We start from the raw sequence: 16245 nt of genomic DNA on the forward strand, positions 1-16245 counted from the left end.
CAGTTGCCGAACATCGCCCCACCGTCCCGTTCTCTCCCCGGAGAGGAAGATCTGATGGACTACATCATGTTGGGCGTGGGGCTTCTGCTCACGGTCGGCACCGGCCTCTTCGTCGCGAGCGAGTTCGCCCTCGTGAACCTCGACCGTGCGGACCTCGAAGCGCGGCAGGCGCGAGGCGAGTCCCGCCTCTCGCTGACGATCAGCGCCCTGCGGCACACCTCGACGCATCTCTCCTCCGCGCAGCTCGGCATCACGCTGACCACGTTGCTGACCGGATACACGATGGAGCCGGCGCTGTCGAACCTCCTGCGCCCCACGCTCGTCGCCTGGAACATCCCGGAAGCCGCCGTCGCCCCCATCGCGACCGTGGTGGCGATGTTCGTCGCGACAGTGCTGTCGATGATCCTCGGCGAGCTCGTCCCGAAGAACTTCGCGCTGGCGCTGCCCCTGGCCACGGCGAAGCTCGTCGTGCCGTTCCAGATCGCCTTCACGACGGTGTTCAAGCCGGCCGTGGTCGTGCTGAACGGCAGCGCCAACGGCGTGCTGCGCAGCATGGGCATCGAGCCCAAGGAGGAGCTCTCCGGCGCGCGCAGCGCGGAGGAGCTCTCCTCGCTCGTGCGACGCTCGGCGAGTGCCGGAGTGCTGGAGGCCGACACCGCGACGCTGCTCGACCGCACGCTCACCTTCTCCCGGCTCACGGCGGCGGACGTCATGACGGCGCGCCCGAGCATGCACGCGATCGCCGCCGGCGACTCGGTGGACGACGTGATCCAGCTGGCGCGTCGCACCGGCCACAGCCGCTTCCCGGTCTTCGATGAGGACCTCGACGACATCACCGGCGTCGTGCATCTCAAGGCCGCCATCTCGGTGCCGCGGGAGCGCAGGGCCGAGGTGCCCGTGGGTGCCCTCGCGACCGACCCGCTCCGCGTGCCGGAGACCGCCCACGTCGACGCGCTCATCTCCGACCTCCGCGGTCGCGGCTACCAGCTCGCGGTCGTCGTCGACGAGTACGGCGGGACGGCGGGCATCGTGACGCTGGAGGACCTCGTGGAGGAACTCGTCGGCGAGGTCTCCGATGAACACGACCGGAGCAGGGCCGGCGTCATCCGCAACCGCGACGGGGTGACCTTTCCCGGCGAACTGCGTCCGGATGAGCTGCGCAGCCGTGCGGGCGTCGAGGTCCCGGAGGGCGATGTGTACGACACGGTCGGCGGCTACGTCATGAGCGTCCTCGAGCGGGTGCCGGTCGTCGGCGACGAGGTGCCGCTGGAGAGCGGCACGCTGCAGGTGGTCCGCATGGACGGCCGCCGGGTGGATCGGGTGCGCTACGTCCCGAGACCGGATGCCGTCGTCATCGAGGGGGTGTCCCTGTGAGCGATTGGGGAGGCCTCGCCTGGCTCGTCGTCCTGCTGGCGGCGAACGCGTTCTTCGTCGGCGCCGAGTTCGCCGTGATCTCCGCGCGGCGCTCGCAGATCGAGCCGAAGGCGGAGCGCGGCTCGCGCCCGGCCAAGACGGCGCTGTACGCCATGGAGCACGCGACGCTCATGCTCGCGACCTCGCAGCTCGGCATCACGATCTGCTCGCTGCTCATCCTGAACGTGTCCGAGCCCGCTATCCACCATCTGCTCGCCGTGCCGCTGCACGCGCTGGGCTGGTCGGACGGCGCGGTGGACGTCGTGTCGTTCACGATCGCGCTGCTCATCGTGTCGTTCCTGCACGTCGTGTTCGGCGAGATGGTCCCGAAGAACCTCGCGTTCTCCGTCCCGGACCGGGCTGTGCTGCTGCTGGCGACGCCGCTGGTGTGGGTGTCGAAGGTGTTCATGCCGGTGATCTGGCTGCTGAACGCGGCGGCGAACGGCGTGCTGCGCCTCTTCCGCGTGGAGCCGAAGAACGAGGCGGCGTCGACGTTCACCCTCGACGAGGTGGCGACCATCGTCAACCAGTCGCGCCGTGAGGGTGTGCTCATGGACACCGCGGGCACGGTCACGGCCGCGGTCGAGTTCACCGACAAGAAGGCGCGCGACGTGGCCGTGCCGCTGGGCGACCTCGTCACGCTGCCGCAGACGACCACGCCCGACGACATCGAGAAGGCGGTCGCCCGCTACGGGTTCTCGCGCTACGTGATCGTCGACGACGAGGACGTCCCGATCGGCTACGTCCACCTCAAGGACATCCTGCGGGCCTCGGAGGGCCCGGATGCCGAGGCCAAGGTGCTCGAGCCGATCCCCGGCAAGCGCATCCACCACATGGTGCCCGTGCAGGAGGACACCGATCTGGAGGACGCGCTCGCCGTCATGCGACGGGCGGGTCGCCACCTGGCCAAGGTCCGCGACGCCCGGGGGGAGACCACCGCCGTGCTGTTCCTGGAAGACATCCTCGAGGAGCTCGTCGGCGAGGTGCAGGACGCGACCCGTCGCGTCCGCGGCCACTGACATCCGGACACGCGAAGGCCGCCGGCTCCCTCGGGAACCGGCGGCCTTCGTCGTGGGCGTCAGCGCCAGTGCGCTCGCTCGTACTGCGGCGGCCAGGCGACCTCGTCGCCCAGCTCGTGTGCGGCCCGCAGCGCGAAGTGCGGGTCGCGCAGCCACTCCCGTCCGGCGAAGATCGCGTCGGCCGCCCCGTCGGCGAGTACCTGCTCGGCCTGGGCGGCGGCGGTGATGAGGCCCACGGCCGACACCGGGATCCGCCCGCCCTGGCGGACGGTCTCGGCCAGCGGGACCTGGTAGCCGGGGGAGACGCTGATGCGCTGGTGCGCGACGAGGCCGCCGCTGGAGACGTCGATGAGGTCGGCGCCGCGCGCGGTCGCCCAGCCGCCGACCGTCGCGGCCTCCTCGGGCGTGAAGCCGCCCTCGGCATGATCGGTCGCCGAGATGCGGACGAACAGCGGCACGTCGTCGCCGGCCGTCTCGCGCACCGTGTCCACGACACGCAGCAGCAACCGGGCCCGGTTCTCCAGCGAGCCGCCGTAGGCGTCCTCTCGGAGGTTCGACAGCGGAGACAGGAACTGGTGCAGGAGGTAGCCGTGGGCGCCGTGGATCTCGATGACGTCGAAGCCCGCATCGAGCGCCCGCCTGGTCGCCGCGGCGAACCCGTCGACCACGCGGTCGATGCCCGCTGCGTCCAGGGCGACCGGGGCGGCGAACCCCTCGTAGGCCACCGCAGACGGTGCGCTGGTGATCCATCCGCCTGCCGCGGCGGGGACCGAGCCGCGCTCGTCGGCCCACGGCCACCAGGTCGAGGCCTTCCGCCCGGCGTGCGCGAGCTGGATGCCCGCAGCGGACCCTCGATCGTGGATCGCGCGGACGATCGGGGCCAGTGCGTCGCGCTGAGCGTCGTCCCAGAGGCCGAGGTCGCGCGGGGAGATCCGCCCCTCCGGGACGACGGCCGTGGCCTCGGCGACGATGAGTCCGGCACCGCCCGAGGCGAACTGCGCGAGGTGGGTGTGATGCCATTCCTGCGCCACGCCGTCGACGGCGCTGTACATGCACATGGGGGACACCCAGAGGCGGTTGCGGAACGTGGCGGAGCGGATGGTCAGCGGAGAGAAGAGAAGACTCACCGTTCGACGGTACCGCCGGCGCGGACCGGACAGGGCCGTCGGGCTAACGTGGAGTCATGAGCGACGTGCGCGAGTGGTCCCGCAGCGACGCGGCGCGGTTCTTCCGCACGCCGACCGCCGAGGATGACAAGTACTCGCGGGGCGTCGTGGGCGTGCGCACCGGATCGGCCGCCTATCCCGGCGCCGCGGTGCTGGGCGTCGAGGCCGCGTGGCGCACCGGTGCCGGTTTCGTCCGCTACGTGGGCGCGCCGCCCGCGGTCGCGGCGGTGCTCGCCCGGCGCCCGGAGACCGTCGGCGGGCCGGACGCCGGACGCACGCGGATCGGCGCCTGGGTGATCGGGTCCGGGACCGATCCGGACGACCGGAGCACGGCGGAGGCGCAGGCGCTGCGGGAGATCGTCGACGGCGACGTCCCCGTGGTCATCGACGCCGGAGCGCTCGATCTGGCGCCGACCGCCCGCGCCCCGTTCGTCGCCACGCCGCACGGCCGGGAGTTCGCGCGGCTGCGCGAGCATGTCGGCATCGACGGGGCGGGGGACGATCTCGCCGATGTCCGCGACGTGTCCGCCGCGATCGACGGCGTGGTGCTGCGCAAGGGCGCGCGCACCGTCCTCGCGGCACCCGACGGCACGCTCATCGCCGTCGAGGCGGGGACCGGCTGGCTCGCGACGGCCGGGACCGGGGACGTGCTGGCGGGGATCGTCGCCGCCGTGATCGCCGCGAATCCGGGCAGCCCGCTCGTCGAGTCCGCCGCGGCGGCCGTCTGGCTGCACGGGCACGCCGCCCGCCTCGCCGCCGCGGCGACCGGGGGCGCGAGCGGTCATCCGATCGTGGCGCTCGACGTCGCGGAGGCGCTGCCCCGCGCGGTCGCGGACCTCCTGTCGTGAGGACCACGGCCCGGAGGAGCGTGCTCGCGCTGTGGATCGCCTTCCTCCTCGTCCACGTCCTGACCGCATGGCTGGGCTGGGTCTACCCGAGCCAGCCCATGGGGGACGTCGTGCTGGTCTACGAGCCCTGGGCGACGGCCGCGTGGAGCGGCGGGGAGACCGTGGGCGTCACGGAGTCCTGGGTGTACCCGCAGCTCGCGCTCCTGCCGATGATGCTCGCTGCCGTGCTCGCCGCCCCGTTCCTCCCGCTGCTCGGCGTCTCCGGCGCCTACCTCATCGGCTGGGCGCTGCTGGTCACGGTGCTCGACGCCGTCGCCTTCGCCGTGCTCGTCGGGCGCGGACACGTGCGGGCGCGGCGCACCGCCGCGTGGTTCTGGTGCGCGGCCCTGCTCCTCCTCGGACCCATCGCGCTGTACCGCATCGATGCCGTCACCGTGCCGATCGCCGTCGTGGCCGGCCTCTGGCTGGTGACCCGCCCGACCATCGCCGCGGCGCTGCTGGCCATCGGCGTCTGGATCAAGATCTGGCCCGGTGCGCTCCTCCTCGCGGCGGTCGCGGCCGGGAGGGCGCGGCTGCGGATGCTTCTGGCCGCCGCGGGCGTCACCGCCGGTGTGGTGGTGGTGCTCCTGATGCTCGGCGCCGACACCGAGATCCTCGGCTTCCTCACCGCGCAGACCGGCCGGGGGCTCCAGATCGAGGCGGTCGCCGCGACGCCGTTCCTCTGGATGGCCGTGACGGGGGCCGCCCGCATCGAGTACAGCTACGACATCCTCACCTTCCAGATCGTCGCGCCGGGCGCGGAGGTCGTCGCGACGGTCCTCACCCCGCTCCTGGTGCTCGCCGCGGCCGTCGTCACCGTCGTCGGCGGGGTCAAGGCCGCGCGCGGTGCGTCGTTCGCGCGACTCTTCCCGCCGCTGGCCCTGCTCCTGGTGACGGTGCTCATCGGCCTGAACAAGGTCGGCTCGCCGCAGTTCCAGACCTGGCTGCTCGCACCCGTGATCCTGTGGCTCGTGCTCGACCGCCGCAGGGCACGCACCGCCGCCGCCCTGGTGCTCGCGCTGTGCCTGCTCACGTGTCTCGTGTATCCGCTGAGCTATGACGGGCTGCTGCGTGCCGAAGAAGCCCCCGTCCTGCTGCTGACGATGCGCAACGTCCTGCTCGTCGTCCTCGCCGCCGTGAGCGCCGTCGCGCTCGCGCGGGTCCCCGCCGTCCGTCGTCCTCGAAACCAGGAGTGAACCCATGCTGATCGCCTTCTCCGTCGCCCCCAGCGGCACGCCCGCCGACGGCGCCGAGCGCACCGATGCCTCCGTGCACGATGCCGTGGCCGCCGCGGTGCGCGTCGTCCGCGCGTCGGGCCTCCCGCACCGTACGACGAGCATGTTCACCGAGATCGAGGGGCCCGACTGGGACACCGTGATGGACGTGGTCAAGCGGGCGACCGAGGCGGTCATGCCGTACGGATCGCGGGTGTCCCTCGTCCTCAAGGCGGACATCCGCCCCGGCTACACGGGAGAGCTCGACGCCAAGGTCGAGCGCCTGGAGGCGGCGATCGAGGAGTCCGACGACCGGTAAGCTGAACCGGTGAATCCCTCGACACCTTCGAGGGGTGCGGCGAAGTGGGCGCTCCTCTCCCTCGCCATCGGCAGTTTCGGCATCGGCATGACCGAGTTCGTCGTCATGGGCCTGCTGCCGAACATCGCCGCCGACCTCCTCCCGTCCGTCTGGGCGTCGAGCCAGGAGGAGGCGCTGAGCCAGGCCGGCTGGCTGATTTCGCTGTACGCACTCGGCGTCGTCGTCGGCGCCCCGACCATCGCCGGCTTCGTCGCCCGCTACCCGCGGCATCGGGTGATGATCGTGCTCGCCCTCGCGCTGACCGTCTTCAACGCCCTCACCGTGGTGCTGCCGACGTTCGAGCTCGTCGGGGTCTCGCGCTTCCTCGCCGGACTCCCGCACGGCGCGTACTTCGGCATCGGCGCGCTGGTCGCCGCCGATGTGATGGGGCCGGGCAACCGTGCCAAGGGCGTCGCGTTCATCCTCACCGGGCTCACGGTCGCCAATGTCGTCGGCGTGCCGCTGGGCACCTTCCTCGGCCAGGAGTGGGGCTGGCGCGCGGCCTTCGCGGTCGTCGCGCTCGTCTTCGCGCTCGCCACCGTCTTCATCGCGCTGTTCGTGCCCGCGCACCCGGGGAACCCCGGACGCACGATGCGGGCGGAGCTCGGGGTGTTCCGCATCGGTCAGGTCTGGTTCACGCTCGGGGTGGGGGCGATCGGCTTCGGCGGGTTCTTCGCCGTCTACAGCTACATCGCCCCGCTCGTGACGGAGGTGGCGGGGTCCCCGGACTGGGTCGTGCCGATCGTGCTCGTGCTCATGGGGCTCGGCATGACGGGCGGGAACCTCGTCGGCGGTCATCTCGCCGACATCGACCTCCGCCGCACGCTGCTGCTGGGCCTCGCCGCGATGGCCGTCGTGTTCGCTCTCCTCGCCGTGCTCTCGTTCTGGATCGTGAGCCTGAGCCTCGTGGTGGTCCTCGTCGGGTTCGTCTCGTCCGTGCTGAGCCCGACGATCCAGACGCGGTTGATGGACGTGGCCGGCGACAACCAGTCCATCGCGGCGGCCATGAACCACTCCGCCCTGAACATCGGCAACAGCCTCGGTGCCTTCCTCGGCGGCATCGTGATCGCGATCGGCTGGGGCTTCACGGCGCCGGCATGGACCGGGGCGGTGCTCGCGGTGGCCGGACTCCTCATCGCTCTGGTGTCGTTCCGCGTGGAGGCACGGCGGGTGGCGCAGACGCCGGTCCTCGCGTCGTAGAGTGACGGGGTGACCGCTCCCGACGACGACCTCCCCCTCGCCGGGACCGTCGTGCTGCTGCGCCCGAGCCCCGGCGGCTTCGAGGTGCTGCTGCTGCGCCGTCCGTCGCGAGGCTCCTTCGCGGACGCCTGGGTGTTCCCCGGCGGGAAGGTCGAGCCGGGGGACCGTCAGGCGGGCGCCGCGGACGTCGAGGACGCGCGCCGTGCTGCCGCCAGAGAGACCGCGGAGGAGGTCGGACTCGTCGTCGACGACCTGGTGCCTCTGTCGGAATGGCGGCCGCCCGCAGAGGCGCCCGTGCGGATCCGCACCTGGTTCTTCCTCGCCCTCGCCCCCGACGCCGAGCCGTCGCCTGCCGCCGACGAGGTCGTCGAGCTCGCCTGGGTGTCACCGGGCACGGCCTTCGAGCGGCACGCGGCGGGGGAGTGGCGGCTCTTCCCGCCCACCTGGCTCACGCTGCACCGGCTCTCCGCCTTCATCGACGTCGAGGCCGCGCTGGCCTCCGGCGGAGCGGTCGAGCTGTTCCAGACGGAGGTGCGCGACGGGGGGCGGGCGTTCGGCTGGGCACAGGGGACCCTGCACGCCCACACCCTGCCGTGGCGGTTCGACCCGGCCTGACGCGGTTCAGGCGTCGAGCAGGCGCCGCAGGTGCGTGCCGACGGCCTCGGTCTCGATGAGGAACCCGTCGTGGCCGAAGTCGCTCGTGAGCACCACCGCCTCGCCGTCGAGCACGTTCCGGATGCTCCGGGCGATCCGCTGCTGACCGTCGACGGGGAAGAGGCGGTCGCTGTCGATGCCGAGGACGAGGGTCGTCGCGGTCACCGCCTTCAGGGCCTCCTCCACGCCGCCGCGGCCCCGGCCGACGTCGTGCGAGTTCATGGCCTCGACGAGGGCGATGTAGCTGTTGGCGTCGAAGCGGCGCGTGAACTTGTTCCCGTGGAAGTCGAGGTAGGACTCCACGGCGAAGCGTCCGCCGTGGCCGAGCGGCGACACGTCCGACTGCCAGGAGCGCTGGAATCGCTGGTTGAGCTCGATCGGGCTGCGGTAGTTCAGCAGCGCCATGCGGCGGGCCAGGGCCAGGCCGCGGTGCGGGCCGTCGCCGTCCGCGAGGTCGTAGTACTCGCCGCCCTGGAAGCGCGGGTCCATGCGGATCGTCTCGAGCTGCACGGTGTTGAGCGCGATCTGGTCGGCGGTGGTGACCGGGGGCGAGGAGAGCACGGCGAGGCGCTGCACGCGGTCCGGCTGCGCCACGGCCCACTCGAGCGCGTGCATGCCGCCCATCGAGCCGCCGATCACCGCCGCCCAGCTGTCGATGCCGAGCGCGTCGGCCAGGCGCACCTGCGCCGCCACCTGGTCGCGGATGGTGAGGTAGGGGAAGCGCGACGCCCACTCGTAGCCGTCCGGGGCGATGCTCGCGGGGCCGGTCGATCCCTGGCAGCCGCCGAGCATGTTCGGCGCGATCACGAACCACTCGTCGGTGTCGAGCGGCGCACCGGGGCCGACGACGTCCTCCCACCAGCCGGCGGTCGGGTGGCCGGCACCGGCCTCTCCACGCACATGGCTGTCCCCGGTGAGGGCGTGCAGGACGAGAACGGCGTTATCGCGAGCCGCGTTGAGCTCGCCCCAGCTCTCGTACGCGAGGCGGATGCCGGGGAGCTGGGCTCCGCTCTCCGTGGTGAAAGCGCCGAACGCGGCGAATCGGCGGCCGCCGACGGGGTCGCCGTCCCGCCAGGCGCCGGTGGCCGGCGGGCGGGCACGGAGCAGCCGGACGTCGGCCTCCGTCACCGGTGCCGACGGCACCGTGTCCTCGGAGGTCGTCTGCCAGTCCATGTCTCCATTCTCGCCTGGCGGGTGCGTCCCGGCCCGCAGGTTACGACACCGGACACGACGAAGGCCCCGGACCGTGCGGTCCGGGGCCTTCGCGAGGGCATGCGCTCAGGCGCGTGCGGCCTCCGAGACGGCGCGCGCGGCGGCGAGGGCCTGGTCGAGATCGGCCTTGAGGTCCTCGATGTTCTCGAGTCCCACGGACAGGCGCACGAGGCCGGGGGTCACGCCCGCGGTGAGCTGCTGCTCCGGGGTGAGTTGCGCGTGCGTCGTGGAGGCCGGGTGGATGACGAGCGAGCGCACGTCGCCGATGTTGGCGAGGTGGCTGAACAGGGAGAGGCTGTTGACGAACTCGCGTCCGGCCTCGACCCCGCCCTTGAGCTCGAACGAGAGCACGGCGCCGACACCCTTCGGGGCGTACTCGTTCGCCTTGGCGTACCAGGGCGAGGACGGCAGGCCGGAGTAGTTGACCGCGGCCACGTCGTCACGGCTGTCCAGCCACTCGGCGATCTCCTGGGCGTTCTGCACGTGGCGCTCGATGCGCAGCGACAGCGTCTCGACACCCTGGATGAGGTTCCACGCGCTCTGCGGGGCGATGGCCGAGCCGAGGTCGCGGAGCAGCTGCACGCGGGCCTTGATGATGTAGGCGAGCGGGTCGCCGACCGCGGCCGTGTAGCTGGCGCCGTGGTAGGAGGGGTCCGGCTCGGTGAGACCGGGGAACTTCTCGACGTTCTCCGACCAGGCGAAGGAGCCGCCGTCGATCACGACGCCGCCGATCGTGGTGCCGTGGCCGCCGAGGAACTTCGTGATCGAGTGGACGACGATGTCGGCGCCGTGCTCGAACGGACGGATGAGGTACGGGGTGGCGATCGTGTTGTCGACGATCAGTGGGACGCCGCTCTCGTGCGCGATGTCGGCGACCGTGCGGATGTCGAGCACGTTGATCTGCGGGTTGCCGATGGTCTCCGCGAAGAAGAGCTTCGTGTTCGGGCGGACGGCGCGACGCCACTCCTCGGGGTCGTCCTGGTTCTCGACGAAGGTGACCTCGATGCCGAGCTTGGCGAGGGTGTACTTGAAGAGGTTGTAGGTGCCGCCGTAGATCGAGCTCGACGCGACGAAGTGGTCGCCGGCCTGCGCAATGTTGAGGATCGCGAAGGTCGAGGCGGCCTGACCGCTGGAGAGGACGAGGGCGCCGGTGCCCCCTTCGAGCGCGGCGAGGCGCTGCTCCAGGACGTCCTGGGTCGGGTTCTGGATGCGGGTGTAGATGTTGCCGAACTCGGCGAGCGCGAAGAGGTTGGCGGCGTGGTCGGCGCTGTCGAACACGTAGGACGTGGTCTGGTAGATCGGCGTCGCCCTGGCCTTGGTGACGGGGTCGGGGGCGGCGCCCGAGTGGATCTGCTTGGTCTCGAAACGCCAGGTCTCGGGTGCGGACATGTGTTCCCCCTGGAACGGTCGGAAGGTCGGATGGGCTGGTGCCCTTGCAGCGAGAGTACGGAATATCGCGCCGTGTCAACAACGACCGGGAAATGTGACGTAACACGATGAGGGGCCGAGAACGGGCGGAACCTCCGCGGACATCGTACGGTGGAGGGCATGGCCAACAGACGTGCAGTGGTGACAGGTGCGAGTTCCGGGATCGGTCAGGCGACGGTGCGGGTGCTGCGGTCTCGGGGGTGGGACGTCGTCGGCGTCGCCCGCCGTGCCGACCGGCTCGCCGCGCTCTCCGCGGAGACGGGGGCATCGACCATCGCCTGCGACCTGACCGACGACGCGGCGGTGGCGGCGCTCCTCGCCGAGCTGGAGCGCACGGGACCGGTGCACGCGCTCGTCCAGGTGGCCGGCGGCGCGCGGGGGACCGACCGCGTCGAGGACGCCGCGCTCGCCGACTGGCAGTGGATGTACGACGCGAACGTGCTCGCAACCCAGCGCCTCGTCGCCGGGCTGCTGCCGCTGCTCCGCCGCACCGCGGACGCGGACGGCCATGCCGACCTCCTGTTCGTGACCTCGACGGCCGCGCAGACCGCCTACCCGGGCGGCGCGGGCTACAACGCGGCGAAGGCGGCTGAGGCGATGCTCGTCCGTGCGCTGCGTCAGGAGCTCAACGGCGAGCCGCTCCGGGTGGCCGAGGTCGCCCCGGGCATGGTGCACACCGAGGAGTTCACGCTGAACCGGCTCGGGGGCGACGCCGTCGCCGCGGAGGCCGTGTACTCCGGGGTCGAGGCGCCCCTTCGCGCCGAGGACGTGGCGGACGTGATCGCCTACGCCCTGGACGCGCCGGCCCACGTGAACCTCGACCTCATCACGATGCGTCCGGTCGCGCAGTCGGCGCAGCACCTGCTCGCGCGGGGACCGCTGCGGGTCCGGCCCGTCGAGTGACCGGAGGACGCACCCTCGCCGAGCTCGCGGACGAGGGGCTGATCGACGCAGGGTGGGCGGAGGCGCTGGCTCCGGTGCAGGACACCGTCACGGCGCTCGGGGAGCGGCTGCGCGCCGAGCAGGCGGCCGGCCACGGCTACCTTCCGGCGGGGCCGAACGTGCTGCGTGCCTTCCAGCGACCGCTCGCCGACGTGCGGGTGCTGATCACGGGCCAGGACCCCTATCCGACCCCCGGGCACCCGATCGGGCTGTCGTTCGCCGTGGACCGCGACGTGCGCCCGCTGCCACGGAGCCTGACGAACATCTACAAGGAGCGGGAGACCGACCTCGGCCTTCCACCTGCGCCGCACGGAGACCTCACCGCGTGGAGCGATCAGGGCGTGCTGCTGCTGAACCGAGTCCTGACCGTCCGCCCCGGTGCGGCCGCCTCCCACCGCGGCTGGGGGTGGGAGCAGGTGACGGAGCTCGCGATCCGTGCCCTGGTCGCGCGCGACCAGCCGCTCGTCGCGATCCTCTGGGGGCGGGATGCCGCGAACCTCCAGCCGCTGCTCGGCGACACCCCGGTGATCGCGTCGGCTCATCCGTCCCCTCTCTCCGCCCGCCGCGGCTTCTTCGGCTCCCGGCCCTTCTCCCGCGCGAACGCGCTTCTGGAAGAGCTCGGCAGTGCTCCGGTGGACTGGAGGGTGGAGGGCGAGGGCCCTGGTCTCTAAGCTGAGCGCATGCAGTTCGAGCCCGGGGACCGACGTCGCGTTCTCCCGCGTCATCTCCGCAGGACCACCGCGCCGGACACGTTCTCCTATGTCATCCGTCCCGCGCGGGCGGCGGATCTGCCCCACGTCCGGGAGATCTACAACCACTTCGTCAGCAATTCGGCCGTGACCCTGGACGAGCGACGCAGCAGCATCCCGTACTGGAGGGACAAGTTCACTCTCCTGGAGCGCCTCGGGCTGCCGTTCCTCGTGGCCGTGTCGCCGTCCGGTGCGGTGCTCGGATACGCGCTCGTGCAGCCGTGGGCCGGTAAGAACGCCTACCGCTACACCGTCGAGGACGCGATCTACCTCGGGCCGGGGGCTGCGGGGAAGGGGTTGGGATCGGCGCTCCTGCAGGCGCTGATCGAGGCCTGCGAGCAGCGGGGACTCCGCGAGATCATCGCCGTGATCAGCGATCAGGGGGCGGAGGCCTCGATCCGGCTGCACGAGAAGCTCGGCTTCGTGGAGGCCGGACGCATGGGGCGCGTCGGTCGGAAGTTCGGGCGCGATCTGGGCACGGTGTCGCTGCGCCGCCCGCTGCGTCCGCGTCGTCGTTCCCTCTTCCCGCGCTGACCCACCCCTTTGCGTGCCTCCCACCCCGTTGCGGGCGCACGCAACGGGCCGGAGCAGCCGCAAAGGGGTGGGTCGGCGATCAGGCGTCGGGGATGACGGGGATCGCGGAGAGCAGGGTGCGGGTGTAGTCGGCGGTCGGGTGCAGGAGCACGTCGCGGGTCGGACCGCGCTCGACGATGCGGCCGTCCTTCATGACGACGACCGCGTCGCAGAGGTTCTGCACCACGCCGATGTCGTGCGACACGAGCAGCAGCGTGAGCTCGTCCGCGACCCGCAGCTCCGCGAGAAGCTCGAGGATCTGCGCGCGCACCGTGACGTCCAGCGCCGACAGCGGCTCGTCGCCCACGAGGATCCGCGGACGATGGACGAGAGCGCGCGCGAGAGCGATCCGCTGCCGCTGTCCGCCGGAGAACTCGTGCGGATAGCGGTCGCCCATCTCGGGGTCGAGGCCGACGCGGGCGATGACCTCGCGCACCCGGGCACGGTGATCGCCGTCGATGCCGAGGGCCCACAACGGCTCCCGCACGATCTGCCCCGCGGTCATCCGGGGGTCGAGGGAGGCGTAGGGATCCTGGAAGACGAGTCCCGTCTGCCGACGCAGCCAGTGCAGCGACCGGGCGGAGGCCCCCGCGTCGACGATCCGGCCGGCCACCGACACGGTTCCCGCGGTCGGTCGGTCCAGACCCAGCAGGAGCCGCACGAGGGTCGACTTCCCCGAGCCGGACTCGCCGATGATCCCGAGGGACGCCCCCTCGGAGACGTCCAGGTCGGTCGGCTCCAGGGCCGTCTGCCGCCGGGTGCGCTCGAACGCCGTCCGCTTCGGCATGACGAAGTCCCGTCGCAGCCCGCGCGCTTCGATGAGGCTCATGCCTCTCCTCCCTCAGGCCGCCAGAGCGTCGCGGTCGCGTCCCGCAGCAGCCCCTGCGTGACAGGAGAGGTCGGCGCGGTCAGCAGTCGCGACACCGGCGCGCTCTCGACGACCCGACCGTGTTCGAGCACCACTCCCTCCGTCGCCACCTGGGACAGCACCGCGAGGTCGTGCGTGATGAACAGGAGCGACATGCCCTCGTCGGCGACGAGCCCGAGCATCAGGGACAGGATCTCGGCCTGGATCGTCACGTCCAGGGCCGTCGTGGGCTCGTCGGCGATCAGCAGCCGCGGACGGCAGGCGAGGGCCATGGCGATCGCGACGCGCTGCCGCTGGCCGCCGGAGAGCTGGTGCGGATACCGGTCGACGATGGTCTCCGGGTCGGGGAGTCGCACGCGGGCGGCTTCCGCGATCGCCCGGTCACGGGCCTCGCGCCGGCCCAGGCCTTCGTGGATGCGGATGGACTCCGCGATCTGGCGGCCGACCGTCCGGATCGGGTTGAGCGCCGTCCGGGGTTCCTGGAACACGATGCCGATGTCGTCGCCGCGCAGCCGGGCGAGCTCACGGTCCGGCATCCCGATCAGCTCGGTCCCGTCCCACCGGATGCTCCCGCGTGCCGTCGCCCCCTCCGGCAGCAGTCCGAGCACGGCGAGCGCCGTGAGGGACTTCCCGGAACCGGACTCGCCGATCACCCCGAGGCGGGTGCCGTCGGGGACCTGGAGCGAGATGCCGTCGACCACCCGGCGTCCGTCGATCTCGATGACGAGATCCTCGACCGTCAGACTCATGCGACCACCGCCGGTGTGTGCGTCTCAGCGGCACGGTGCCGCAGGGTGGGGTCCGTGGCTTCCCGGAGCCCGTCGCCGAGCAGGTTGAGGGCCAGCACGGTCAGGGTGATCGTGAGCCCGGGCCAGATCACGGTGAGCGGGTGCACGCCGATGTAGCGCTGGAGATCCGCGAGCAGCAGACCCCAGCTCGGTTCCACGACCGAGGCCCCGAAGCCGAGGTACGACAGGCCGGCCTCCGCGAGCACGGCCACGGCCATCGACCATGAGAGCTGCACGATGAAGACCGGTGCCACGTTCGGCAGGAGGTGACGGACGAGGCTCTGCGCGGGGGTGAGGCCCGACGCGCGCGCGGCCAGCACGAAGTCGCTCTGCTGCACGCGGCGCAGCTCCGGCCGCGTGACCCGCGCGATGTTCACGCCGAAACCGATCCCCACCGCCCAGATCACGACCCAGAGCGACCCGCCCCACACCGACGAGATCATCATCGCGATCAGCAGCACGGGGAAGGCGATGAGGATGTCGACGAACACGGCGACCGTCTCCCGCACGAGCCGGGTGGTCAGGGCGCCGAGGGCGGCGAGGGCGATCCCCACCACTGTGGCCACGAGTCCGGCGCCCACGCTGACGAACACAGTGGTCCGCGCCCCCGCCATGAGCAGGCTCAGGATGTCGCGCCCGGTGTCGTCGGTCCCGAGCACGTGCGGCCACCCCGGCGGCAGCCAGCGGTCGCCGATGTTCGAGGCCCGCGGGTCGAACGGCGTCCAGAAGAGGGACACGACGGCCGCCAGGGCGACGAGGGCGATGACGATCAGTCCGAACCGGCCGGTCGAGGTGCGCCAGAGTCGAGGGAACCAGCGCGTGCTCATGCGGCCTCCCGCTGTCGAGGGTCGATCGCCCGGTGCAGCAGATCCACGAGGAAGCCGACCACCAGCACGAAGCCGGTCAGGACGAGCAGCTCACTCTGCACCTTGACGAGGTCGCGCGTGCCGACGTCGGTCACGAGCATGCGGCCGATGCCCGGAAGCGTGAACAGCTGCTCGATCACGACCGACCCGACGATGATCCCGGCGACCTGGAGGCCGAGGACCGTGATGATGGATAGCCCGACCGCCGGGATGCCATGCTGGATGAGGGCGCGGGTCTTCGTCAGCCCCTTGGCGGCCGCGGTGCGGACGAAGTCCTGTCCGGCCGCCTGCAGGGTCGCGCTGCGCACGAAGCGCATGAGCATGGCGCCCTCGACGATGCCGATGGTGAGGGCCGGCAGCAGCAGCGCCTCGATCGCTCTTCCCGGCGTGGACCATCCGGTGCGGGGGAAGCCCTGGGGCGGCAGCCAGCCGAGCCACACGGAGAACACGACGATCAGCATCATGCCCGCCCAGACGACGGGCACCGCCGCGAGCGCCTGGGCGCCGACGCTGAGCGCCGTGCCGTCGCGGTGGCCGCGGCGCAGGGCGGCGAGGATGCCGAAGGGCACAGCGATGAGCACGGCGATCACCAACGACATGATCCCGAGCGGAACGGTGACCTGTGCCTTGAGCAGCAGCTCCTCGCCGACGGAGGCACCGGACAGCAGCGAGGTGCCCAGGTCGCCGCGGAGGATGCCGCCGATCCAGTCGGCGTACTGCGCGAGCAGAGGCTGGTTCAGCCCCAGCGACTCCCGCAGCGCCTCGACCTCGGCAGGGGAGGCCTGGGTGCCGGCGATGAGCTGGGCCACGTCGCCGGGGAAGACACGCAGCGTGAGGAAGATGAGCGCGCTCGACACGAGGAGCCCTGCGATCAGCAGGGCTCCTCGGACGAGCGCGTAACGCAGCAC

The 16245-nt window shown here is 71.8% G+C and carries 17 protein-coding genes; 10 read left to right on the forward strand and 7 right to left on the reverse strand.

Translation table 11 applies throughout. The annotated features are described in order from the left end of the window. The first annotated feature begins 54 nt into the window (after window positions 1-54). On the forward strand, window positions 55-1374 hold the full coding sequence (locus BK819_RS05780; protein ID WP_071328303.1) for a hemolysin family protein: 1320 nt from the start codon (window positions 55-57) through the stop codon (window positions 1372-1374). Next, entirely contained in the window at window positions 1371-2432 is a 1062-nt protein-coding gene (locus BK819_RS05785; protein WP_071328304.1) for a hemolysin family protein, read from the forward strand. Before BK819_RS05780 ends, BK819_RS05785 begins: the two co-directional genes overlap by 4 nt. A 59-nt stretch (window positions 2433-2491) precedes the next feature. On the opposite strand, the gene BK819_RS05790 is transcribed toward BK819_RS05785, so the two are convergent. Further along, window positions 2492-3559 (reverse strand): NADH:flavin oxidoreductase/NADH oxidase, encoded by a 1068-nt coding sequence (locus BK819_RS05790; protein ID WP_071328305.1) that lies wholly within the window; start codon window positions 3557-3559, stop codon window positions 2492-2494. A gap of 56 nt (window positions 3560-3615) precedes the next feature. On the opposite strand from BK819_RS05790, the gene BK819_RS05795 reads away from it, so the two are divergent. From BK819_RS05795 to BK819_RS05815, 5 genes are read left to right on the forward strand one after another with little or no spacing between them, the layout of a single operon-like run. Further along, window positions 3616-4446: an ADP/ATP-dependent (S)-NAD(P)H-hydrate dehydratase gene (locus tag BK819_RS05795; RefSeq protein ID WP_071328306.1), complete on the forward strand. Its 831-nt coding sequence runs from the start codon at window positions 3616-3618 to the stop codon at window positions 4444-4446. A gap of 20 nt (window positions 4447-4466) precedes the next feature. Beyond that, complete coding sequence (locus tag BK819_RS05800) at window positions 4467-5681, forward strand: hypothetical protein (protein WP_083391681.1); 1215 nt, start codon at window positions 4467-4469, stop codon at window positions 5679-5681. 4 nt (window positions 5682-5685) lie between these two features. Further along, a complete protein-coding gene (locus BK819_RS05805; protein WP_071328308.1) occupies window positions 5686-6018 on the forward strand; it encodes a thiamine-binding protein in 333 nt (110 codons plus the stop codon). A 9-nt stretch (window positions 6019-6027) separates the two neighbouring features. Then, window positions 6028-7257: an MFS transporter gene (locus tag BK819_RS05810; protein WP_071328309.1), complete on the forward strand. Its 1230-nt coding sequence runs from the start codon at window positions 6028-6030 to the stop codon at window positions 7255-7257. A gap of 9 nt (window positions 7258-7266) precedes the next feature. After that, window positions 7267-7872, forward strand: a complete 606-nt coding sequence (locus BK819_RS05815) for an NUDIX domain-containing protein (protein ID WP_071328310.1) — start codon at window positions 7267-7269, stop codon at window positions 7870-7872. A gap of 6 nt (window positions 7873-7878) precedes the next feature. Here the strand turns inward: BK819_RS05815 and BK819_RS05820 are convergent, their stop codons facing one another. Further along, on the reverse strand, window positions 7879-9084 hold the full coding sequence (locus tag BK819_RS05820) for a homoserine O-acetyltransferase (RefSeq protein WP_071328311.1): 1206 nt from the start codon (window positions 9082-9084) through the stop codon (window positions 7879-7881). A 105-nt stretch (window positions 9085-9189) separates the two neighbouring features. After that, window positions 9190-10512 carry a bifunctional o-acetylhomoserine/o-acetylserine sulfhydrylase gene (locus tag BK819_RS05825; RefSeq protein WP_071328312.1) on the reverse strand — a complete coding sequence of 441 codons (1323 nt, stop codon included), beginning with the start codon at window positions 10510-10512 and terminating at the stop codon, window positions 9190-9192. Between the two features lie 159 nt (window positions 10513-10671). Here BK819_RS05825 and BK819_RS05830 point away from each other — a divergent pair, with 159 nt between their 5' ends. From BK819_RS05830 to BK819_RS05840, 3 genes are read left to right on the forward strand one after another with little or no spacing between them, the layout of a single operon-like run. Then, window positions 10672-11454 carry an SDR family oxidoreductase gene (locus BK819_RS05830; RefSeq protein ID WP_177173796.1) on the forward strand — a complete coding sequence of 261 codons (783 nt, stop codon included), beginning with the start codon at window positions 10672-10674 and terminating at the stop codon, window positions 11452-11454. Continuing rightward, a complete protein-coding gene (locus BK819_RS05835; RefSeq protein WP_071328314.1) occupies window positions 11451-12164 on the forward strand; it encodes a uracil-DNA glycosylase in 714 nt (237 codons plus the stop codon). The genes BK819_RS05830 and BK819_RS05835 overlap by 4 nt, the downstream gene beginning before the upstream one ends. A gap of 9 nt (window positions 12165-12173) precedes the next feature. Then, the gene (locus BK819_RS05840; protein WP_071328315.1) at window positions 12174-12776 is read left to right on the forward strand and encodes a GNAT family N-acetyltransferase; all 603 of its coding nucleotides are present in this window, start codon (window positions 12174-12176) and stop codon (window positions 12774-12776) included. A gap of 79 nt (window positions 12777-12855) precedes the next feature. Here the strand turns inward: BK819_RS05840 and BK819_RS05845 are convergent, their stop codons facing one another. The 4 genes from BK819_RS05845 to BK819_RS05860 are packed head-to-tail and all read right to left on the reverse strand — an operon-like array spanning window position 12856 to window position 16245. Beyond that, on the reverse strand, window positions 12856-13644 hold the full coding sequence (locus BK819_RS05845) for an ABC transporter ATP-binding protein (RefSeq protein WP_177173797.1): 789 nt from the start codon (window positions 13642-13644) through the stop codon (window positions 12856-12858). Next, window positions 13641-14432, reverse strand: a complete 792-nt coding sequence (locus tag BK819_RS05850) for an ABC transporter ATP-binding protein (RefSeq protein ID WP_071328316.1) — start codon at window positions 14430-14432, stop codon at window positions 13641-13643. Before BK819_RS05850 ends, BK819_RS05845 begins: the two co-directional genes overlap by 4 nt. Continuing rightward, window positions 14429-15298, reverse strand: coding sequence for an ABC transporter permease (locus BK819_RS05855; protein WP_071328317.1), 870 nt, complete (start codon window positions 15296-15298; stop codon window positions 14429-14431). The genes BK819_RS05850 and BK819_RS05855 overlap by 4 nt, the downstream gene beginning before the upstream one ends. Further along, window positions 15295-16245 (reverse strand): ABC transporter permease, encoded by a 951-nt coding sequence (locus BK819_RS05860; protein WP_071328318.1) that lies wholly within the window; start codon window positions 16243-16245, stop codon window positions 15295-15297. Before BK819_RS05860 ends, BK819_RS05855 begins: the two co-directional genes overlap by 4 nt.

Source organism: Microbacterium sp. LCT-H2, assembly GCF_001866135.1.
In the GTDB taxonomy this organism is placed as follows: domain Bacteria; phylum Actinomycetota; class Actinomycetes; order Actinomycetales; family Microbacteriaceae; genus Microbacterium.